Annotated in this window: 18 protein-coding genes; 8 read left to right on the top strand and 10 right to left on the bottom strand. The window is 54.1% G+C overall.

Annotated features, from left to right (window positions below; genetic code table 11):
• The first annotated feature begins 10 nt into the window (after positions 1-10).
• Both secA and mutT read left to right on the top strand, forming a co-directional pair.
• Positions 11-2716 (top strand): preprotein translocase subunit SecA, encoded by a 2706-nt coding sequence (gene secA, locus RAC65_RS10895; protein WP_367143310.1) that lies wholly within the window; start codon positions 11-13, stop codon positions 2714-2716.
• A 133-nt stretch (positions 2717-2849) separates the two neighbouring features.
• On the top strand, positions 2850-3245 hold the full coding sequence (mutT, locus tag RAC65_RS10890; RefSeq protein WP_006117686.1) for an 8-oxo-dGTP diphosphatase MutT: 396 nt from the start codon (positions 2850-2852) through the stop codon (positions 3243-3245).
• Positions 3246-3276: 31 nt separating this feature from the next.
• Here the strand turns inward: mutT and yacG are convergent, their stop codons facing one another.
• From yacG to coaE, 3 genes are read right to left on the bottom strand one after another with little or no spacing between them, the layout of a single operon-like run.
• A complete protein-coding gene (yacG, locus tag RAC65_RS10885) occupies positions 3277-3474 on the bottom strand; it encodes a DNA gyrase inhibitor YacG (protein ID WP_006117687.1) in 198 nt (65 codons plus the stop codon).
• A gap of 8 nt (positions 3475-3482) precedes the next feature.
• Entirely contained in the window at positions 3483-4226 is a 744-nt protein-coding gene (gene zapD / locus RAC65_RS10880) for a cell division protein ZapD (protein ID WP_006117688.1), read from the bottom strand.
• 3 nt (positions 4227-4229) lie between these two features.
• Positions 4230-4847, bottom strand: coding sequence for a dephospho-CoA kinase (gene coaE / locus RAC65_RS10875; protein WP_006117689.1), 618 nt, complete (start codon positions 4845-4847; stop codon positions 4230-4232).
• Positions 4848-5073: 226 nt separating this feature from the next.
• On the opposite strand from coaE, the gene RAC65_RS10870 reads away from it, so the two are divergent.
• Positions 5074-6114, top strand: coding sequence for a GMP reductase (locus RAC65_RS10870; RefSeq protein ID WP_375096693.1), 1041 nt, complete (start codon positions 5074-5076; stop codon positions 6112-6114).
• A gap of 39 nt (positions 6115-6153) precedes the next feature.
• On the opposite strand, the gene hofC is transcribed toward RAC65_RS10870, so the two are convergent.
• The 4 genes from hofC to nadC form a co-directional block, all read right to left on the bottom strand.
• Positions 6154-7353 (bottom strand): protein transport protein HofC, encoded by a 1200-nt coding sequence (gene hofC, locus RAC65_RS10865; protein WP_375096692.1) that lies wholly within the window; start codon positions 7351-7353, stop codon positions 6154-6156.
• Entirely contained in the window at positions 7350-8732 is a 1383-nt protein-coding gene (gene gspE / locus RAC65_RS10860; RefSeq protein WP_375096691.1) for a type II secretion system protein GspE, read from the bottom strand. The genes hofC and gspE overlap by 4 nt, the downstream gene beginning before the upstream one ends.
• Positions 8725-9174 carry a prepilin peptidase-dependent pilin gene (gene ppdD / locus RAC65_RS10855; protein ID WP_006117693.1) on the bottom strand — a complete coding sequence of 150 codons (450 nt, stop codon included), beginning with the start codon at positions 9172-9174 and terminating at the stop codon, positions 8725-8727. The genes gspE and ppdD overlap by 8 nt, the downstream gene beginning before the upstream one ends.
• A gap of 174 nt (positions 9175-9348) precedes the next feature.
• Positions 9349-10245, bottom strand: coding sequence for a carboxylating nicotinate-nucleotide diphosphorylase (gene nadC / locus RAC65_RS10850; protein ID WP_033740266.1), 897 nt, complete (start codon positions 10243-10245; stop codon positions 9349-9351).
• A 200-nt stretch (positions 10246-10445) separates the two neighbouring features.
• Between nadC and ampD the strand changes: the two genes are divergently transcribed.
• Together ampD and ampE are read left to right on the top strand one after the other, a co-directional pair.
• Positions 10446-11000 (top strand): 1,6-anhydro-N-acetylmuramyl-L-alanine amidase AmpD, encoded by a 555-nt coding sequence (ampD, locus tag RAC65_RS10845; protein WP_006117696.1) that lies wholly within the window; start codon positions 10446-10448, stop codon positions 10998-11000.
• Positions 11001-11002: 2 nt separating this feature from the next.
• Positions 11003-11857 carry a beta-lactamase regulator AmpE gene (ampE, locus tag RAC65_RS10840; protein WP_375096690.1) on the top strand — a complete coding sequence of 285 codons (855 nt, stop codon included), beginning with the start codon at positions 11003-11005 and terminating at the stop codon, positions 11855-11857.
• Here the strand turns inward: ampE and RAC65_RS10835 are convergent.
• The 3 genes from RAC65_RS10835 to aroP all read right to left on the bottom strand — a co-directional run bounded on the left by RAC65_RS10835 (position 11839) and on the right by aroP (position 15721).
• Positions 11839-12798, bottom strand: a complete 960-nt coding sequence (locus RAC65_RS10835) for a family 43 glycosylhydrolase (RefSeq protein WP_054634492.1) — start codon at positions 12796-12798, stop codon at positions 11839-11841. The genes ampE and RAC65_RS10835 overlap by 19 nt on opposite strands.
• Positions 12795-14189 (bottom strand): glycoside-pentoside-hexuronide (GPH):cation symporter, encoded by a 1395-nt coding sequence (locus tag RAC65_RS10830; RefSeq protein WP_375096689.1) that lies wholly within the window; start codon positions 14187-14189, stop codon positions 12795-12797. The genes RAC65_RS10835 and RAC65_RS10830 overlap by 4 nt, the downstream gene beginning before the upstream one ends.
• A gap of 176 nt (positions 14190-14365) precedes the next feature.
• Entirely contained in the window at positions 14366-15721 is a 1356-nt protein-coding gene (gene aroP / locus RAC65_RS10825) for an aromatic amino acid transporter AroP (RefSeq protein WP_375096688.1), read from the bottom strand.
• 511 nt (positions 15722-16232) lie between these two features.
• Here aroP and pdhR point away from each other — a divergent pair.
• From pdhR to aceF, 3 genes are all read left to right on the top strand, one after another.
• On the top strand, positions 16233-16997 hold the full coding sequence (gene pdhR, locus RAC65_RS10820) for a pyruvate dehydrogenase complex transcriptional repressor PdhR (protein WP_033740273.1): 765 nt from the start codon (positions 16233-16235) through the stop codon (positions 16995-16997).
• Positions 16998-17099: 102 nt separating this feature from the next.
• Entirely contained in the window at positions 17100-19766 is a 2667-nt protein-coding gene (gene aceE, locus RAC65_RS10815) for a pyruvate dehydrogenase (acetyl-transferring), homodimeric type (protein ID WP_033740274.1), read from the top strand.
• A gap of 14 nt (positions 19767-19780) precedes the next feature.
• Positions 19781-21676 carry a pyruvate dehydrogenase complex dihydrolipoyllysine-residue acetyltransferase gene (gene aceF, locus RAC65_RS10810; protein WP_033740275.1) on the top strand — a complete coding sequence of 632 codons (1896 nt, stop codon included), beginning with the start codon at positions 19781-19783 and terminating at the stop codon, positions 21674-21676.
• The last annotated feature ends 190 nt before the right edge of the window (positions 21677-21866 follow it).

The raw sequence follows: 21866 nt of genomic DNA, 5'->3' as shown, positions 1-21866 counted from the left end.
TATATTTATTATGTTAATCAAAATGTTAACCAAGGTTTTTGGTAGCAGCAATGATCGTACTTTGCGCCGCATGCGTAAAACCGTTGATATCATCAATAAGATGGAACCGGATTTTGAAAAGCTCTCTGATGAAGAACTGAAAGCGAAAACGGAACTGTTCCGTGAGCGCCTGAAAAAAGGCGAGTCGCTGGAGAGTTTACTTCCGGAAGCCTTTGCAACCGTGCGTGAAGCCAGTAAACGCGTCTTTGGCATGCGTCACTTTGATGTCCAGCTGATTGGCGGTATGGTACTCAACAACCGCTGTATTGCTGAGATGCGTACCGGTGAAGGTAAAACGCTTACGGCAACGCTGCCAGCCTACCTGAATGCCCTGACCGGTAAAGGTGTTCATGTTGTTACCGTCAACGATTACCTGGCCCAGCGTGATGCGGAAAATAACCGCCCGTTGTTTGAATTTCTTGGCCTGAGTGTCGGTATCAACATGTCAGGTCTGCCTTCCGTCGCCAAACGTGAAGCCTATGCAGCGGACATCACTTACGGTACGAACAACGAATATGGCTTCGACTATCTGCGCGACAACATGGCGTTCAGTCCTGAAGAGCGCGTACAGCGTAAACTGCACTATGCGCTGGTGGATGAGGTCGACTCCATCCTCATTGACGAAGCGCGAACGCCACTGATCATCTCAGGTCCGGCAGAAGACAGCTCTGAACTCTATACCAAAGTGAACAAAATCATTCCTCACCTGATCCGTCAGGAAAAAGAAGATTCTGACCACTTCCAGGGTGAAGGCGATTTCTGGGTTGACGAGAAAGCGCGTCAGGCGCACATGACCGAGCGCGGCCTGGTGAAAGTCGAAGAGCTGCTGGTGAGCCAGGGCATTATGGTGGAAGGTGAATCCCTCTATTCACCGACGAATATCATGCTGATGCATCACGTGACGGCTGCACTGCGTGCACATGCGCTGTTCACGCGCGATGTTGATTACATCGTTAAAGATGGCGAAGTCATCATTGTCGATGAGCATACCGGTCGTACCATGCAAGGACGTCGCTGGTCTGATGGTCTGCATCAGGCCGTTGAAGCCAAAGAAGGCGTTGAAATCCAGAACGAAAACCAGACGCTGGCATCGATCACCTTCCAGAACTACTTCCGCCTCTATGAAAAGCTGGCCGGTATGACGGGTACGGCTGATACAGAAGCGTTTGAGTTCAGCTCCATCTACAAGCTCGATACCATCGTTGTGCCAACCAACCGTCCGATGGTGCGTAAAGATCTGGCCGATCTGGTCTACATGACAGAGAAAGAGAAGATCGATGCCATTATTGAGGATATTCGCGAACGTACCGCGAAAGGGCAACCGGTACTGGTAGGTACGATTTCGATCGAGAAGTCAGAAGTTGTATCAAACGAGCTGACACGCGCAGGCATTAAGCACAATGTTCTGAACGCCAAATTCCACGCCCGCGAAGCGGATATTGTTGCTCAGGCTGGTCAGCCGGGTGCCGTGACCATCGCCACCAACATGGCGGGCCGTGGTACCGATATTATGCTGGGCGGTAGCTGGCATGCCGAAGTCGCTGAGCTGCAGGATCCGACTGAAGAGCAGATCGAGGCGATTAAAGCGGCCTGGCAGGTTCGTCACGATGCCGTGCTGGCGTCAGGTGGCTTACATATCGTCGGTACGGAACGCCATGAATCGCGTCGTATTGACAACCAGCTGCGCGGCCGTGCGGGTCGTCAGGGGGACGCGGGTTCTTCACGTTTCTACCTGTCAATGGAAGATGCGCTGATGCGTATTTTTGCCTCTGATCGTGTTTCTAACATGATGCGCAAGCTGGGAATGAAACCGGGCGAGGCCATTGAGCACCCGTGGGTAACCAAAGCGATTGCCAACGCACAGCGTAAAGTGGAAAGCCGTAACTTCGATATTCGTAAGCAACTGCTGGAATACGATGATGTGGCGAATGACCAACGCCGCGCGATCTATAGCCAGCGTAATGAGCTGCTGGATGTTTCTGATGTCTCCGATACCATCAACAGTATTCGCGAAGACGTCTATAAATCGATTATCGACAGCTACATTCCACCGCAGTCACTGGAAGAAATGTGGGACGTACCGGGACTGGAAGAGCGCCTGCGTAACGATTTCGATCTGGATCTGCCAATCAGTGAATGGCTGGATAAAGAACCGGACCTGCATGAAGAGACGCTGCGTGAGCGCATTATGAAACACGCTGCCGATAGCTATGCGGCGAAAGAAGAGATCGTGGGCGCGGAGATGATGCGTAACTTTGAGAAAGGCGTGATGCTGCAAACGCTGGACTCCCTGTGGAAAGAGCACCTGGCGGCAATGGATTATCTGCGTCAGGGCATCCACTTACGTGGCTACGCGCAGAAAGATCCGAAGCAGGAATATAAACGTGAATCGTTTGCCATGTTTGCCGCCATGCTTGAAACGCTGAAGTATGAAGTAATCAGCACACTGAGCAAGGTGCAGGTGCGAATGCCAGAAGAAGTGGAAGCGATGGAGCAGCAACGTCGCGAAGAGGCAGAGCGTCTGGCGCAGCAGCAGCATCTCAGCCATGTCAGCGAAGATGTGCTGGCGGCCGAGTCGCTTGCCCAGCAGGTCGGCGAGCGTAAAGTCGGACGTAACGATCCTTGCCCATGCGGTTCAGGTAAGAAATACAAACAGTGTCATGGTCGCCTGGCCTGATAACGTGTTGACTGAAAAGGAGCCTCTGGCTCCTTTTTTTTGGCTTTTTGTCCGCTGAACGATGGCGCGGTTAACAACCCGCTTAACATGTTTTAGAATCAGCGCTCATTCACCCACTCTTCAGGATACCTTCATGAAGCACCTGCAGGTTGCCGTCGGCATTATCCGCAATGCCGATAAACACATTTTTCTTGCCCAGCGTGCGGCTTCCTCCTACATGGCCAATAAGTGGGAATTTCCCGGCGGTAAAATTGAAGCGGGTGAAAGCCCTGAGCAGGGTTTAGTGCGCGAGCTGCTCGAAGAGACCGGCATTGAGGTGACTGATGCCCGCGCCATTGGCATCAAAGATCATACCTATGACGATCTGCGTGTGACGCTGCATTTTTTCCTGGTCGAAGGCTGGAAAGGTGAACCCTGGGGCAAAGAAGGTCAGCCACAGCGTTGGGTCGAACAGCGGGCGCTGATCGCTGAAGAATTTCCGGCGGCAAATCATGAACTGATAGCGCGTCTGGTGGCAGGCGAACTGTAACAGGGTGGGGCATTATGCCCCACCGCGTGACTTAGCGTTCTTCTTCACTCCAGTTGTCACTGTCGTTCAACTCATCGCTGCTGGGTATGCGCTTTTCCTCCGCAGCCCATTCGCCAAGGTCAATTAACTGACAACGTTTGCTGCAAAACGGCCGCCACGGGCTCAGTTCATCCCAGATAACCGTTTTACCGCACTGCGGACAGTTAACGGTCATAATTTCTTCCTGCATGTTCACCTCTAACAACAGGCCAGTTGGAAGTTGAGGCGCGCAGGGACTTCACCGCGCTCACTGTCCAGTGGCATAAAACGTATCGCAAAACGGCTCTTATGACCGGATACCTGAGGATAAAGTGCGTCCTCTATGTCCAGTTGCAGACGCAGAAGATCGGCGCCTTCGGCATTATCCTGATAAAAACCGTTCAGACTGGTTTGTAAACGGTAGGTACCCGACTGACGGATTAAATCGAGCAACATGGCCAGTGTGCTGTGCAGCGGTATCAGAGTTTCCATCCAGCTTGTCACCTGCGCATCACGTGTTGTCTGCGGCAAATGCAGCCAGATGTGCAGACCAGGCAGATCGAAACTGCAGCACCCGCCCGGAATACTGAGCCGCTGACGAACCAGAGCAATCAGACGATCTTCCCTCAGTTGCTGCCCCATACGCGGCGCACTGTTAAGCAGAACAGATTGTGCTTTTAGTTTGTCGCGCAATGCATCCACCACGGACATATCCACGCCGGGCACATCCGCCCACGCGCGCAGTTTGGTTTGCTGACGCTCAAGCTCTTTCAGCAATTCGGTGCGCATGTCGCCGCGTTCAAAGATATCCAGCAGTTCGCCGATCAGACGAAAAAAAGTCAGTGCCGTGGCGGTATTTTCCAATGGCGTAACCTGATGCAACTGATCGATCAGGAATTCGACACGCAGCCAGGTGCGCATTTTTTCATTCAGTGGATGTTCAAACAGAACGACTGTACTCATGGATTAATCCTGTTTCGCTGCCGCAAGCTTCAGATAACGCTGATGAAGTCTGGCAACCTGGGGTAGCGCATTTTCAGGCGCGCCACTGTTATCAATAATATCATCGGCACAGGCGAGGCGCTGTTGGCGCGTCGCCTGTGCCGCAAGAATGCGTTTAGCCTGCTCAGGAGAAACGTTGTCGCGTGCGAGCGTACGTTTCAGCTGTGTTTCTTCATCGGTGTCGATAACCAAAACCCGATCGGCCTGATGCTGGAGCTGGTTTTCAACCAGCAACGGCACGACCCACAGGACATAAGGTGAGGTCGCCTGCGCTTTAAGCTGCTGTGTGCGGGCGTTAATCAGGGGATGAAGCAGCGCGTTTAGCCAGTTTTTTTCATCAGGTGCCGCAAAAATAATCTCTCTTAAGCGCGCACGTTGTAGTGTTCCCTGATCGGTCAGAATACTGTCACCATAGCGTGCAACAATCGCCTGCAGAGCAGGCGTGCCCGGCTCGACGACCTCGCGGGCAATGACATCAGCGTCAATGATCGTGACGCCTTCTGCAGCAAAGTACGCGGCAATAGTGCTCTTGCCGCTGCCAATGCCACCGGTCAGCGCCACCGTGTAGGGCGTATCTCTCACTCTCACTCTCTTAGTCGTTCAGTCACAGGTAAGCCAAAGCGTTACGACACGATCATGTTGCGCGTCCGATTTCGTTAGAAAGACGCCGTCGAATCTGATGGATTGTAGCGTAAATAAAGTGAAATTCGCACTCTTGTTGCGGTGCAAATGGCGCGTATCATGAGGTGACTGGCTTTGTGATAACGCCCTTCATGGCGATGAATAACCTCTTACCAGGACACTATGTATGCGCATTGAAGAAGATTTGAAACTGGGCTTTAAAGACGTACTGATTCGTCCAAAGCGCTCCACGCTGAAAAGCCGATCTCAGGTCGAACTGGATCGCAGCTTTACGTTCAAACACTCCGGCCTGGACTGGCGCGGCGTACCTGTTATCGCGGCCAACATGGATACGGTGGGGACTTTTTCAATGGCCGAGGCGCTGGCCAGTTTCAATGTCTTAACAGCCGTACACAAACACTACAGTGTGGAAGACTGGCGGACGTTTGTTCAACGCGTACCGGCATCAGTACTGAAATATGTGATGGTATCTACCGGCACCTCAGACGCCGATCTCACCAAACTTAACGCGGTCATGGCCATTTGCGATGACCTGCAGTTCATCTGTATTGACGTTGCCAATGGTTATTCTGAGCACTTTGTCGATTTCCTGAAGCGCGCGCGTGAGATCTTCCCGGGCAAAACGATTTGTGCGGGTAACGTCGTCACGGGGGAAATGGTCGAAGAGCTAATCCTGTCCGGAGCCGATATCGTGAAGGTGGGGATTGGACCGGGCTCAGTCTGCACCACGCGCGTCAAAACCGGCGTGGGATATCCGCAGCTCTCTGCCGTGATTGAGTGCGCCGATGCGGCGCACGGCCTGAGTGGGCAAATCATCAGCGATGGCGGATGCGCTGTGCCGGGTGATATCGCCAAAGCGTTTGGTGGCGGCGCGGATTTTGTCATGCTGGGCGGTATGCTGGCGGCACATGATGAGTGCGAAGGCCGAATTACAGAAGAAAACGGCGAGCGGTTTATGCTGTTTTACGGCATGAGCTCAGAATCCGCAATGAAACGTCATGCGGGAAGCGTGGCGGAATATCGTGCGGCAGAAGGGAAGACAGTGAAACTCCCCTTGCGCGGGCCGGTAGAAGAAACCCTTCGCGATATTCTCGGCGGGCTTCGTTCTGCCTGCACCTATGTGGGAGCTGAGCGGCTAAAAGAGTTAACCAAGCGCACCACGTTTATTCGGGTGGCCGAGCAGGAAAACCGCATCTTTTCCCGTTAACCCTGCCTGCTCAGCATGCAGTAAAGGAACGGAGTACCTTTACTGCATGGCCTCACCTAGCCCAAACACAGGCAGATACATGGCGATCACCAGTGTGCCGACAATGCCGCCAATCACCACCATCATCACGGGTTCCAGCGAGGCGGCCAGATTATCGGCCCGCGTCAGCGTTTCTCTTTCATGCCATTCAGCCAGACGCGCCAGCATCACATCCAGTGCGCCTGACTCTTCGCCCACACGAATCAACTGACGACAAAGTGGCGTAAACAGGGGATGCGAGTGCAACGCCTGGTGCAGAGGATTGCCTTGCGCAATGTGCTGCTGAATAGCCCTGATGGCATCCTGCCACAGCCGCGATGACAACGTGACACAGGCCGCATCAAGTCCCTGGAGCAGGGTTAATCCTGCCTGCTGGGTCAGTTGCAACACACTGTAGATTTGCGTCAGTTGACTACCCTGCCATAGCCCGGCGATAACCGGCACACGCAGCAGGGCGCGTTGCTCACAGCGCTGCCAGTTTTCAGAGCGCCGCCGCGCGTGGTACCAGCCCGTCGCCAGCAGGGCAATGCTCCCGATTAGCGGCAATCCGCCCGCCTGTAATGCGTCGGACAGGGTGATAACGGCGGCGGTGAAAGCGGGTAAAGGCGCGTCAAACGAGGCATAGACGGAAACAAACTCCGGCAAGACAAACAGTAACATACCGCAGGTGACGGCCAACGCCACGAACAGAATAAACAGGGGATAACGCAGGGCTTTCAGAACCTTAGCTCGCAAATGCTGCTGACGTGTTTGTTGCTGCGCCAGTTGTTCGCAGCAGATATCCAGCTGACCGGTCAGCTCGCCGACCGCCATTAGCGCAGCGAAAAGTGGCGGAAAAACCTCTGGCCACTGGCGTAATGCCTGCGAAAATGGCTCGCCACGCAAGACGTGATGCTGTAAGGCCTGCATCAACGCCCGCCAGGCGGCATGCGGGTGACCTGATGCCAGCAGATCAAGGCTTTGCGATAAAGGAAGGCCCGCCTTTAGCAGGGTGGCGAGCTGGCGAATGAAATCAATTTTATGCTGTGACCGCCAGTCACGTCGTCGCATCACTTTTTCCCGCTTCTCGCTCACCGGCACTAAGTGCCGGCGCGAAAGATCGTCAGACAGCGTCTCACTGTCGGGGGCCAGATGATAACCCGTTTGCAGTCTGCCCTGTGTATCTACGGCATACCAGCGATAAAGAAAAAGGTGCGTCATGATTCGAGCCCAATAACGCGCTGCATCTCCTCCAGAGAGGTTTCGCCGCGGCTGACAGCGTCCAGCCCCGAAGCCTGTAGCGTGCGCATCCCTTGCTGTTTTGCCAGCGCCAATACCTCCTCCAGAGGCATTTCGGCGGCGATAGCATTTTGCAGTTTGGCTGTAACGGGCAGGAGTTCGAATAAAGCCAGACGGCCAAAATAACCCGAAAAGCAGTGATCGCAACCCGGTGCCCGCCAGGTTTGTAACGTGCCAGGCCAGACTGACGCCGGGAGATGTGCCACGGCCTGTGCAGGTTCACGACAGTGCGGACACAGGCGTCTGACCAGGCGCTGAGCAATAATCAGGCGCAACGCTGAGCCCAGTAAATAACCAGGAATGCCCATCTGGCGTAAGCGCGTTAGCGTTTCAGCCGTTGAGTTAGTGTGCAAAGTCGAGAGGACAAGATGACCGGTTTGCGCGGCTTTTACGGCAATTTCAGCGGTCTCGCCGTCACGTATTTCGCCTATCATGATGACATCCGGATCCTGGCGAAGCAGCGCGCGTAACACGCGATTAAAATCGAGCCCATACTTTGGATTAATTTGCGTCTGATTGATGCCCGGCAAAGGGATCTCAATGGGATCTTCCACACTGCAAATGTTCTTTCCGGGCTGATTAATCGCGCTCAGTCCGCTGTAAAGGGTAAACGTTTTTCCACTGCCAGTTGGGCCCGTGACCAGAATCAGGCCCTGGGGCTGTGCCAGCGCAGCCTTGAGCAGGCGCAGCGGTGCCGCGGGTAAGCCCAGCGAGTCCATGGACAGTGTAGCGTCTTCCCGCTGCAGCAAACGTACAACGGCTTTCTCTCCGCCCTGCGTCAGCAACGTTGAGAGCCGAAAGGAAGCGACCTGACCGTCAATCTCATGGCTGAACTGACCGTCCTGTGGCAGACGACGTTCGGCAATATCCAGTCCGGCCAAAATTTTAAGCCGCGCCAGCAGAGCCGCTGGCTGTATGTCCCGTTGCAGGGGCAGGGGATGCAACACGCCGTCAATGCGCAGACGAATACGCAGGCTGTGCTGATAAGGCTCAATATGGATGTCTGAGGCCCGCCGCTGTGCGGCCTGATGCAGAAGCTGGCTGGCGGTATCGATTGCCGATTCTGTGGCGGCACCCTCTTTAGCACACAAGGGGCTATGCATCGCTTCAGCCTGTTCGAGCCGGGCCTGCGGCCAGCACTCAATAGCGATCTGACACGGGCTGGCAAATTGCAGGGCTTCGGCCAGTCCTGGCGGAACCTGCTCAGCGACAGCAAGACGTAAATGCGTCGCGTTGTGGTCGAGGATGATGGCGCGATAGCGCTGACAGATCAGCGCTATCGCATCGTCGGGTTTACTCATTTGTGCCCCCACGACTGTCAAAGCGGAATTGTTCCTGACAGTTGTCACGTAACGTGGTGTTAGTGCTGGTACAGGTACGCTGCCAGACGAGCGTGCCTTCGTTACTGTCCCAGACGGGCAGCATTTCTACGCTTAATCCATTCAGGCTCTCCTGCCCGGTCAGGGTAATCATGCCGTTGACCACGGTGATCGCCGACACGTAACGTGATGTTGTGCCCTGCGGAATACCGCGTTGCCCGGCCTGACACTGTTCAGGCCCGCCGCGTTCAATCGCGCAAAGCTCAACGGCCGTCTTAAAGGGCACCATGGTTTGCAGCATGTCGGTCAACGCGGCGCGCTGCAGATAATTTTGATAGGCAGGCAGCCCGATAGCGCTGAGGATCGCCACGATGCCGACCACAATCATTAATTCAACTAACGTGAATCCTTGTTGATAGTGCATATTTGCCTCCTGAGTAAGAAGGCCGCAGTCTAGGAAGACGCTGTGGGTAATAACAGCAGGAAACCCGGAGAGTGGAAAAGGGCAGGCAATAAATCTGGAGGGTTACAGGAACAGGACTACGTCACTGGATGCTGGTGCACAAAACAGGCCGTGCCGGCGGCACGGCAACAGAGATTATTGCGCCTGAAAGCGCATCGACAGATCCAGAGCACGCACATGCTTAGTCAGCGCGCCGACAGAGACATAATCCACACCGGTCTCGGCGATGTCCCGAATCGTCGTTTCGGTGACGTTGCCTGACACCTCCAGTAGCGCACGACCAGCCGTGATCTTCACCGCCTCGCGCATCGCCTGAAGGGAAAAATTATCCAGCATGATGATGTCGGCCGCCGCAGCCAGTGCCTCTTCCAACTCTTTCAGCGATTCAACTTCGACTTCCACAGGGACATCCGGATAAAGCCAAAAGGCTTTTTCGACGGCCTGACGAATTGAGCCGCTGGCAATAATATGGTTTTCTTTAATCAGAAACGCATCGGACAGGCCGAGGCGATGATTACTGCCGCCACCGCACAGCACGGCGTATTTCAGCGCTGTTCGCAGGCCTGGCAATGTTTTGCGTGTATCCAGAAGCTGTGTCTGTGTGCCTTCCAGCAGCGCGACATAGCGGCTGACTTCCGTGGCGACGCCGGACAAGGTTTGCACAAAATTCAATGCGGTGCGTTCGGCCGTCAGCAACAGGCGGGCTGGCCCGTCAACCTCAAACAGGGGTTGATCCGGGATAACATGTTGTCCATCTTCCACATGCCATGTCAGGGCGGTGTGCGCGCCTAGCTGGTTAAACACCTCTTCGACCCAGCGTTTACCACAAAAAACACCGGCTTCACGGGTAATAACCTGAGCATGTGCCCGACTGTCGGCTGGCAGGAGCTGCGCGGTAATGTCGCGGTCGCTCTCTGTCTCACCGCCGAGATCTTCCTTTAATGCGCGTTCAACGGCCTCGGGGATATCATTTTCAATACGTTCAAGCAGCGCCTGATGGCGACTGTCAGGATCATAGCGACGCACAGACATACGCGTTCCGCTCCAGTAAATGTCAGGTAACAGAGGCGATTACCATAGCCTGAATAGCGCGAAGGCACCAGTCCTTAGTCACTTTTTGTTTAGTATACTTAACATGTGCGTTTATCAGCCCGATAGTGCAACGCATTTTGACGCAATAATCCCTTAAAATTCATGCTATTCTCAAACCGGTCCTGCGAAGAGAATCCAGCATGAAAGTAGAAAAAGGTTGGCTGTCCGGTGTGCGACAGGTGCCGTCCCCCCATTGTAATGATCGGCCGCATAATGAAGCGCCATCCCTTCTGGTCATTCACAATATCAGCCTGCCGCCCGGCGAATTCGGCGGCCCGTGGATTGATAAACTGTTCACCGGCACGCTGCCTGCCGACGCGCATCCCTACTTTGCTGAGATTGCTCATCTGCGCGTTGCGGCGCACTGCCTTATCCGACGTGATGGCGAAATCGTGCAATATGTTCCCTTTGATAAACGTGCCTGGCACGCTGGCATCTCGCAGTTTGAGGGGCGGGAAAACTGCAACGACTTTTCAATTGGCATTGAACTGGAGGGCACGGATATTGAACCTTATACCGAGGCACAATACGCCGCTCTGCATCAGGTCACGCAGACGTTGTTAGCCCATTATCCGTTAACGCCTGCGCGCATTACCGGCCACAGTGATATTGCACCGGGACGGAAAACCGATCCCGGCCCGGCGTTTGACTGGGACGATTTTAAACAGCGGTTACAGCAACAAAAATTGGAGTAACTATGACGTTATTTACCTTGTTACTGGTTTTAGGTTGGGAACGGCTGTTTAAGCTGGGGGAGCACTGGCAACTGGATCACCGGCTGGAGCCTGTGTTTCGTCGCCGTCAGCACTTTTCGGTGATGCGCACACTGCTGATGCTGATTATCGCGATGGGCCTGACCGCGCTGGTGGTCGGGAGCCTGAAAGGCATTTTGTTCGGTGTTCCTCAGCTTCTGTTCTGGATCGTGGTGGGGTTACTGTGCATCGGAGCGGGTGTGGTGCGTCAGCACTATCATACGTATTTGCAGGCGGCGAGTCGTGATGACGCCGCGGCACATCAGGCCATGGCGGCAGAGTTAACCCTGATCCACGGTGTGCCTGTTGAGTGCAGCGAACGCGAATTCCTTCGTGAGCTTCAGAATGCGCTCATCTGGATTAACTTCCGTTTCTATCTGGCACCGATGTTTTGGTTCGTGGTGGGCGGTGCCTGGGGACCGGTGTTACTCGTGGGGTATGCGTTTTTACGCGCCTGGCAAAGCTGGCTGGCAAAACACTGCACGCCCATGGACCGCTCTCAGTCTGGCGTGGACAGCATTCTGCATGTGGTTGACTGGCTCCCGGTGCGGCTTGCGGGCGTTGCCTATGCGCTGCTGGGGCACGGTGAGAAAGCCTTGCCTGCCTGGTTTGCCTCGCTGACGGACAGGCATCACTCGCAGTACCAGGTTTTAACCACGCTGGCGCAGTTTTCGCTGGCTCGCGATCCGCACAGCGATAAGGTCGCAACGCCACGTGTCGCCGTGGCGCTGGCGAAGCGCATTTCGCTGGTGCTGGTGGTGGTTGTGGCGTTGCTGACCATTTACGGCACGTTGGTGTAGTCGGCAGGGGGAACCCCGAAGTCGGGTGTGCCATCCTCACGCCAGTGAAAATATTTCAGACGCGTATGGCGATTACCGTCCCAAAGGGGATCGCCCTCAATTTCTGTATAATTGCGTGCGTGATAGACCAGCAGATCGCGCCCGTCCTCATCCTGAGTAAAACAACTGTGTCCCGGTCCATACTGGCGGTTTTCCCAACTGGTTGCAAAGACCGGACGCGCTGATTTCTGCCAGGCCATCGCGTTCAGCGGATCGGCATCACGCGGAATGGAAAGCAGGCCCATGCAGTAGTTTTCATCCGTTGCGCTGGCAGAATAGGTAATAAACAGCCAGTCACCATGCACTATCGCTGCCGCGCCTTCGTTGACGCTAAACCCCGCGCACTCCCATTCATATTCCGGACGGCTCAGCATCACCGGTTTGCCTTTGAGCGTCCATGGATTACGCAATTCAGCCAGATAGAGGTTGGAATTCCCTGGAATTGCAGGATCTTTCTGCGCCCATAAGTACCAGTTTTTCCCCTGGTGAACAAAGTGGGTGGCATCCAGCGCAAAACTGTCGAGATGACTTAACACCTGGCGCGGGGGCTGCCAGTGGCCACTGAGCGGGTCGTCATCGTTGCACACCAGCGCGTACATCCGGTGCTGAAACAAGCCATCTTTGATATCGCGCGAAGGCGCTGCGGCAAAATAGATAACCCAGTGTTCTGCAATACGATGCAACTCCGGTGCCCAGATCAGCTCACTGAACGGCCCAATATCGGGTTTACGCCAGACCACGACCGGTGTCGCGGTGCGTAAGGCCGTTAGCGTGCTGGCACGACGTAGCTCAAGACGATCATATTCCGGTACGGAAGCAATAAAGTAATAGTGTTCTCCGTGGCGCAGGATAAACGGATCGGCGCGCCGTTCAATAAAGGGGTTGGGCCAGTTTTCGCTCATTTCAACTCTCCAGTCGGAAGCTCGGTAGGGTGTTTTTCGTGCGCCTGAATCTGGCGGAGGGCAAGATCGCGTTGAATGGTTTGCATTAATGTGCGATCCACTTTCATCAGTCGCACCACGCCCGCGGTAATCAAATAGCCAGCCCCGGGGATAACGGTAAACAGCAGGACAATGCCGTTAAGCGCGTGAGCCGATTGCTGTTTCGCACCTGCATCATAACCGTAAGCCGAGAGCAGAAAACCGACCATCGCCCCCGCGACGGCCAGTCCGACCTTGAGAAAGAACAGATTGCCTGAAAAGCTGATGCCGGTAATACGCTTACCGGTTTTCCATTCACCGTAATCGTCCACATCCGCCATCAAAGACCAGTGTAAAGGGGAGGGAATTTGATGAAGGACATTAAGCAGAAAGTAAGCGATAACGACTGTCACGGTGGCGTGGGGATCAAGCCAGTAGAAACCGCAGGAGAACAGGGCAAGGGCGATATTGGTCCAGAAAAAGACTTTCAACTTACACCAGCGGTCGGTGAGGACTTTTGCCAGCGTGCTACCCAGCATCATGCCAACCCCGCCCAGGCTGATAAACAGCGTGGCAAAGTGCGCCGTTTGCCCCATGACCCAGGTCACGTAATACAGGGTTGCTGCCATACGAATAAAACCCGGGCAGACATTGCAAAGTGTCAACAGCAAGATGCGCACCCACTGATCGTTCTTCCACACATCACGCAAATCGTTTTTCAGATCATCATGAGTAGGGACGGCAGGCTGAATACGTTCCCGCACGGTGGCGAAGCAGAACAGAAACATTGCCAGTCCCACCAGGGCCAGCACAGCCATCGCCATCTGATAACCCCGCGCCTTGTTCGCACCGCCAAACCATTCCGCCATCGGCAGCAACGACAGTGACAGAATCAGGGTGGCAATGCCGACCATGACAAACCGGTACGACTGGCAGGAGACACGCTCACCGGGATCGTTAGTCATGACGCCACCCAGCGAGCAGTAGGGGATATTAATGGCGGTATAGGCCAGGGACATGAAAAAGTAGGTGGTAAAGGCCCAGATGACCTTGCTGGGATAGCTCCAGTCTGGCGTGGTAAACATCAGTACACTGAATATAACGTAGGGCACTGACACCCACAGTAACCAGGGACGGAAACGTCCCCAGCGGCTTTTGGTACGGTCAGCTATCGCGCCCATTATCGGGTCGGTGATGGCATCCAGAATGCGCACCGAGAGTAACAGCACGCCCACTAAGGCCGGTGCTAAGCCAAAAACGTCGGTATAGAAATAGCTGAGGAACAGCATGACAGCGCCACCGATCATGTTGCACCCCGCATCACCCATGCCATAGCCCAGCTTTTCTCTGAATGAGAGGGGGTTATCTGTCATTGTTGTAACCTGCAGAGGAATTAAACATAAAAGGATTATTAATGTTTAATCCACAGGCGACGCGGCACGAAATTGTTGGGATGATGGACAAAACAGCCGTGCAAGAAGAAGTGTGAGCAGGGTCGGGTTTACCGACTGCCAGCCCGCCGCTTTCTGTCGGCGGGCTGGCAATGCCGTCAGGCTTTTTGCGTCTTATTCTTGATGAAATAGCCAATAGCCAGGATGATCAGCCAGACAGGAATGAGCCATACGGAAATGGCCATGCCTGGCGTCATCGCCATCAGGACCAGGATGCCAGCCAGGAAGATCAGGCAAACCCAGTTACCCACAGGGTACAGTACCGCTTTGAAACGGGTGGTAACGCCCTGCTGGTTTTTCTTTTTACGGAATTTCAGGTGCGCCAGGCTAATCATCGCCCAGTTGATGACCAGCGCAGACACGACCAGCGACATCAGCAGACCAAACGCCTCACCCGGCATCAGGAAGTTCAGCAGCACGCACAGCGCAGTGGCGACGGCTGACACCAGAATACTCATCACGGGCACACCGCGGCGGTCCACGCTCAGCAGCGCTTTTGGCGCATTGCCCTGCTGTGCCAGACCAAACAACATGCGGCTGTTACAGTAAACGCAGCTGTTATAGACCGACAGTGCGGCGGTGAGGATCACCACGTTCAGCGCATTGGCAACCATGGCATCGCCCAGTTCGTGGAAGATAAACACAAAGGGGCTGGTATCTTCAGTCACGCGCGTCCACGGCATTAATGACAGCAGCACTGCCAGCGAGCCGATATAGAAAATCAGGATACGCCACAGCACCTGGTTGGTGGCTTTTGGAATCGTGGTTTCAGGATTGTCCGCTTCTGCCGCCGTAATCCCGACCAGCTCCAGACCGCCAAAGGAGAACATGATAATCGCCATAACCATCACCAGCCCACCGAGGCCATTCGGCATAAAGCCGCCGTGTTCCCACAGGTTACGCACGGTTGCCTGCGGCCCACCGGTACCACTGAACAGTAACCAGCCGCCAAACAGGATCATCGCAATCACCGCGATAACTTTAATAATGGCAAACCAGAACTCCATTTCACCAAACACCTTAACGTTCGTCAGGTTAATGGCATTAATCAGCACGAAGAAGATAGCGGCTGATGCCCAGGTGGGAAAATCGGGCGCCCAGAACTGAATGTATTTACCGACGGCACTCAGCTCCGCCATGGCGACCAGCACATACAGCACCCAGTAGTTCCAGCCAGAGGCGAAACCGGCAAAATTTCCCCAGTATTTATAGGCAAAGTGGCTGAAGCTCCCGGCAACGGGCTCCTCGACCACCATTTCACCCAGCTGACGCATGATAAGAAAGGCGATAAACCCGGCAATCGCATAGCCTAAAATAACGGCGGGACCTGCGGATTTGATGACCGACGCGCTGCCCAGAAACAGGCCGGTTCCCACTGCACCGCCCAAGGCGATCAACTGTATATGGCGATTTTTTAAACCGCGCTTCAGCGACTCACCGTGCTGTTGTTCCATACACACCTCATGATGTTGTTATTCTTCGCTTCAGAATGTGCTGACTGTAAAGAATTAAATACACTTAAGACTGATGTTTTTAAGGTGTCAGACTTGCGTAATGCCGCCAGCTGTAACCTGACCAACAGAATAGTGATAAGCGCAGGGCTTTGCACCTGCTTTCGCCAGCCCCGGTACGAGTTGGCTTAAAAAGAATCAAACGGTCTGCCGTCTTATCAACCCCCGATGAGAAAAACGGCAGCAAACCGCGCTGACCAGGCGCTGATGGCTAAATCGGTTTAGTCATACATGCTGTGTAATTTTTGGTAAAGGTTAAAAAAATTAACGTCCAGGTATGGCCTGATTCTCCACTTTTATCTCTGGATTTAACGCGCGCATCCCGCATTCCTTCACTGAAGTGTCACAGATGCCGTATAGACACAAGGTGAATACTTTGTTACTTTACGGGCACCTTTTTTGAATTGGTATTACCAATTTACTTTGTTTGACCGGCATACTTTAAGAAGGGAAGATGGCTTATAGCAAGATTCGTCAACCCAAACTCTCCGATGCGATTGAGCAGCAACTGGAATCCCTCATTATGGAAGGGACGCTGCAGCCGGGAGAGAAGTTGCTCCCCGAGCGCGAACTCGCCAAACAATTCGATGTTTCACGTCCGTCTCTCCGTGAGGCAATCCAGCGATTAGAAGCGAAAGGATTGTTACTACGCCGTCAGGGCGGCGGAACATTCGTACAAAAACATCTCTGGCAGAGCATGAGCGATCCACTCGTAGAGCTACTCGCCGAACATCCGGAATCTCAGTTTGATCTGCTGGAAACGCGCCACGCTTTAGAAGGCATTGCGGCTTACTATGCGGCATTGCGTGGCACAGAAGAAGATTTGCAGCGTATTCGCGACTGTCATCTTCATATCCAACAGGCGCAGGACAGCGGCGATCTCGACGCTGAAGCAGACGCAGTGATGAAGTATCAGATCGCTGTCACAGAAGCGGCCCATAATGTCGTGCTTTTGCATTTGCTACGATCAATGGGCCCTATGCTGGAACAGAATGTCCGACAGAATTTTGAATTGCTCTACTCTCGCCGGGAAATGCTGGCGAAAGTGAGCGGTCACCGCGCCAGAATTTTTGAGGCGATTGTGGCTCGTGAGCCAGAACAAGCACGCGAGGCATCACACCGTCACCTGGCGTTCATTGAGGAAATCTTGCTGGACAGAAGTCGGGAGCAGAGCCGTCGAGAACGCTCCCTACGTCGTTTACAGCAACGTAAGGAATAACGCGCGGCAAAGATCGTGCGGACATGTGCGACGAGCCTGTCTCCCTGACGTTAACAGGCTCCCGATTTTTCAACGTATTAGACACAGATAAGGAATACCCCCATGTCAGAACGTTTACACAATGACGTGGATCCGATTGAAACTCGTGACTGGCTACAGGCGATCGAATCGGTCATCCGTGAAGAAGGTGTTGAACGTGCACAGTATCTGATTGATCAGGTGCTGAGTGCAGCCCGTAAAGGCGGTGTGAAAGTTGCTGGCGGTGCTGCCGCTATCAGTAACTATATCAACTCTATTGCCGTTGAAGATGAACCGGAATATCCGGGCAACACCTCACTTGAACGTCGTATCCGATCCGCTATCCGCTGGAATGCCATCATGTCGGTGTTGCGCGCATCGAAGAAAGATCTGGAGCTTGGCGGCCACATGTCCTCCTTCCAGTCTTCTGCCACTATCTATGAAGTGTGTTTTAACCACTTCTTCCGCGCGCGCAGTGAGAAAGATGGCGGCGATCTGGTGTACTTCCAGGGCCACATTTCTCCGGGTATCTATGCCCGTGCTTTCCTGGAAGGCCGTCTGACCGAAGAGCAGATGAATAACTTCCGTCAGGAAGTCGATGGCAAAGGCCTGTCTTCTTATCCGCATCCAAAACTGATGCCGGAGTTCTGGCAGTTCCCGACCGTTTCAATGGGCCTGGGCCCACTCAACGCTATCTATCAGGCTAAGTTCCTGAAGTACCTGGAACACCGTGGTCTGAAAGACACCTCTGGCCAGACCGTTTACGCGTTCCTGGGCGACGGCGAGATGGATGAACCAGAATCCAAAGGTGCGATCACTATCGCGACCCGTGAAAAACTGGATAACCTGGTCTTTATCATCAACTGTAACCTGCAGCGTCTGGATGGACCGGTCACCGGTAACGGTAAGATCATCAACGAGCTGGAAGGCATTTTTGCCGGTGCTGGCTGGGAAGTGATCAAGGTTATCTGGGGCGGTCGTTGGGATGAACTGCTGCGCAATGACACCAGCGGTAAACTGATCCAGCTGATGAACGAAACCGTCGACGGCGACTACCAGACGTTTAAATCGCGTGATGGTGCCTACGTGCGTGAGCACTTCTTCGGTAAATATCCGGAAACCGCTGCGCTGGTGAAAGACTGGTCAGACGATGAGATTTGGTCACTGAACCGTGGTGGTCACGATCCGAAGAAAATTTACGCGGCACTGAAAAAAGCGCAGGACACCAAAGGCAAGCCGGTTCTGATTCTGGCTCATACCATCAAAGGTTACGGTATGGGTGACACCGCAGAAGGCAAGAACATCGCGCACCAGGTGAAGAAGATGAACATGGATGGCGTACGCTATATCCGTGATCGTTTCAACGTGCCGGTCGAAGACGACAAAATTGAGTCGCTGCCTTACATCACCTTTGAGAAAGGCTCCGAAGAGTACAACTACCTGCATGGTCAGCGCGAGAAGTTAGGCGGTTACCTGCCTTCACGTCAGCCTAACTTCACGGAAAAGCTGGAAATGCCGGCGCTGGAAGAGTTCAGTGCGCTGCTGGAAGAGCAGAACAAAGAGATCTCTACCACCATCGCGTTTGTGCGTGCGCTGAATGTGATGCTGAAGAACAAGTCGATTAAAGATCGTCTGGTGCCGATTCTTGCCGATGAAGCCCGTACCTTTGGTATGGAGGGCCTGTTCCGTCAGATTGGTATCTACAGCCCGAACGGTCAGCAGTACACGCCGCAGGACCGCGAGCAGGTGGCTTACTATAAAGAAGACGAGAAAGGTCAGATTCTGCAGGAAGGGATCAACGAGCTGGGCGCAGGATCGTCCTGGCTGGCGGCGGCGACCTCTTACAGCACTAACAACCTGCCGATGATTCCGTTCTACATCTATTATTCGATGTTTGGCTTCCAGCGCATTGGTGATTTGATGTGGCTGGCGGGTGACCAGCAGGCGCGCGGCTTCCTGGTCGGCGGTACCTCAGGCCGTACTACGCTAAATGGTGAAGGTCTGCAGCATGAAGATGGTCACAGCCATATTCAGTCACTGACCATTCCAAACTGTATCTCCTACGATCCAGCGTATGCCTACGAAGTGGCTGTCATCATGCACGACGGTCTGGTACGCATGTACGGTGAAGCGCAGGAAAACATTTATTACTACATCACTACGCTGAACGAAAACTACCACATGCCAGCGATGCCGAAAGGTGCCGAAGAAGGTATCCGTAAAGGTATCTACAAGCTGGAAACCGTAGACGGTAGCAAAGGTAAAGTTCAGCTGTTGGGTTCAGGTTCTATCCTGCGCCATGTGCGTGAAGCCGCGCAGATCCTGTCGGCTGATTACGGCATCGGTTCGGACGTTTACAGCGTCACCTCGTTCACCGAACTGGCCCGCGATGGTCAGGATTGTGAGCGCTGGAACATGCTGCATCCGACAGAAGCGCCGCGTGTGCCTTACATCGCTCAGGTGATGAACGAAGCACCCGCTGTCGCATCAACTGACTACATGAAGCTGTTTGCTGAGCAGGTTCGCAGCTACGTGCCTTCAAGCGATTACCGTGTGCTGGGCACCGACGGCTTTGGCCGCTCTGACAGCCGTGAAAATCTGCGTCACCACTTTGAAGTGGATGCAGCATACGTTGTGGTAGCCGCGCTGGGTGAACTGGCTAAACGTGGCGAAATCGATAAGAAAGTCGTGGCGGATGCGATCGTGAAGTTCAAGATCGATGCCGATAAAGTTAACCCGCGTCTGGCTTAAGAGGTAACAGAGTAATGGCTATTGAAATCAAGGTACCGGATATCGGGTCAGACGAAGTTGAAGTCACCGAAATTCTGGTCAAGGTTGGCGATAAGGTGGAAGCCGAGCAGTCGCTGATCACTGTAGAAGGCGATAAAGCTTCTATGGAAGTGCCTTCGCCGCAGGCCGGCGTAGTAAAAGAGATCAAAATCGCAACCGGTGACAAAGTGGAAACCGGCTCGCTGATCATGATGTTTGACGCAGAAGGTGCTGCTGAAGCGGCACCGGCGCCAGCTCAAGAGAAAAAAGCTGAGGCCGCCCCTGCCGCCGCTGCGTCTGCCAGCGCCAGCAAAGACGTTAACGTACCGGATATCGGTGGTGACGAAGTCGAAGTCACCGAAATTCTGGTGAAAGTGGGCGACAAAGTTGAAGCTGAACAATCGCTGATCGTCGTTGAAGGCGACAAAGCCTCAATGGAAGTCCCGGCACCGTTCGCGGGCGTGGTGAAAGCGATTAAAATCGCCACCGGCGATAAAGTGAATACCGGCTCTCACATCATGGTCTTTGAAACAGAGGGTGCTGCACCGGCTGCTGATGCGAAGCCAGAAGTGAAAGAAGAGGCTGCGACGGCACCCGCTGCGGCCGCAGGGGCAAAAGACGTTAACGTACCTGACATCGGCGGCGACGAAGTTGAAGTCACCGAAGTGCTGGTGAAGGTCGGCGATAAAGTCGAGGCTGAGCAGTCACTGATTGTAGTGGAAGGCGATAAGGCGTCGATGGAAGTTCCGGCACCGTTCGCGGGCACCGTCAAAGAACTGAAAGTCGCGACGGGCGATAAAGTCAGCACCGGTTCGCTGATCATGGTGTTTGAAGTGGAAGGCGCTGCCCCTGCCGCGGCACCGGCGGCTAAGAAAGAGTCGGCCCCTGCACCTGCGGCGGCGGAATCTAAGCCTGCCGCTGCCCCTGCACCAAAAGCAGACAGCAAAGGCGAGTTTGCTGAGAATGAAGCCTATGTGCACGCCACGCCGGTGATTCGTCGCCTGGCGCGTGAATTTGGCGTTAACCTGGCGAAGGTGAAAGGCACAGGACGCAAAGGCCGTATCCTGAAAGAAGACGTTCAGGCTTACGTGAAAGATGCAGTGAAACGCGCAGAGGCTGCGCCAGCCGCAGCCAGCGGTGGCGGATTGCCGGGCATGCTGCCATGGCCGAAAGTTGACTTCAGTAAGTTCGGTGAAGTTGAAGAAGTGGAACTGGGCCGTATCCAGAAAATCTCGGGTGCCAACCTGAGCCGTAACTGGGTGATGATCCCACACGTAACCCACTTTGATAAAACCGATATTACCGATCTGGAAGCTTTCCGAAAGCAGCAGAACGCCGAAGCCGAGAAGCGCAAACTGGACGTGAAATACACGCCAGTGGTTTTCATCATGAAAGCTGTCGCTGCAGCGCTTGAGCAGATGCCACGTTTCAACAGCTCCCTGTCTGAAGACGCGCAGAAGCTGACGTTGAAAAAATACATCAACATCGGCGTGGCGGTCGATACGCCAAATGGTCTGGTCGTTCCGGTCTTTAAAGACGTGAACAAGAAGGGCATCACCGAGCTGTCTCGTGAGCTGATGGCGGTCTCTAAAAAGGCGCGCGATGGCAAACTGACCGCAGGCGATATGCAGGGCGGTTGTTTCACCATCTCCAGCCTGGGCGGCCTGGGCACCACGCACTTTGCGCCGATTGTTAACGCGCCGGAAGTGGCCATCCTTGGCGTGTCCAAATCCGCAATGGAGCCTGTATGGAACGGTAAAGAGTTTGCACCACGTCTGATGATGCCGATCTCTCTGTCCTTCGATCACCGTGTTATCGACGGTGCGGATGGTGCACGTTTCATTACTATTATTGGCAATATGCTGTCAGACATTCGTCGTCTGGTTATGTAAAAAGCGCAAAAGGCCGGCAAATGCCGGCCTTTTTGTAACATTCAGGGCACCGCTGTTGGCAGTTTATTAACAATTCTGTAAACTCTTGCGGTGAACATGTCCCGGTGGAATAAGGACATTATGAGCCTATTCCATTAGGCATAATTGGCGCAGTCAGATTGAGTCACGGCAGGCAAATCCGATAGGGGAA

It is taken from the genome of Pantoea sp. BS_8 (genome assembly GCF_041954965.1).
GTDB lineage: Bacteria > Pseudomonadota > Gammaproteobacteria > Enterobacterales > Enterobacteriaceae > Pantoea > Pantoea stewartii.
This window is presented reverse-complemented; position numbering and strand designations above follow the sequence as displayed.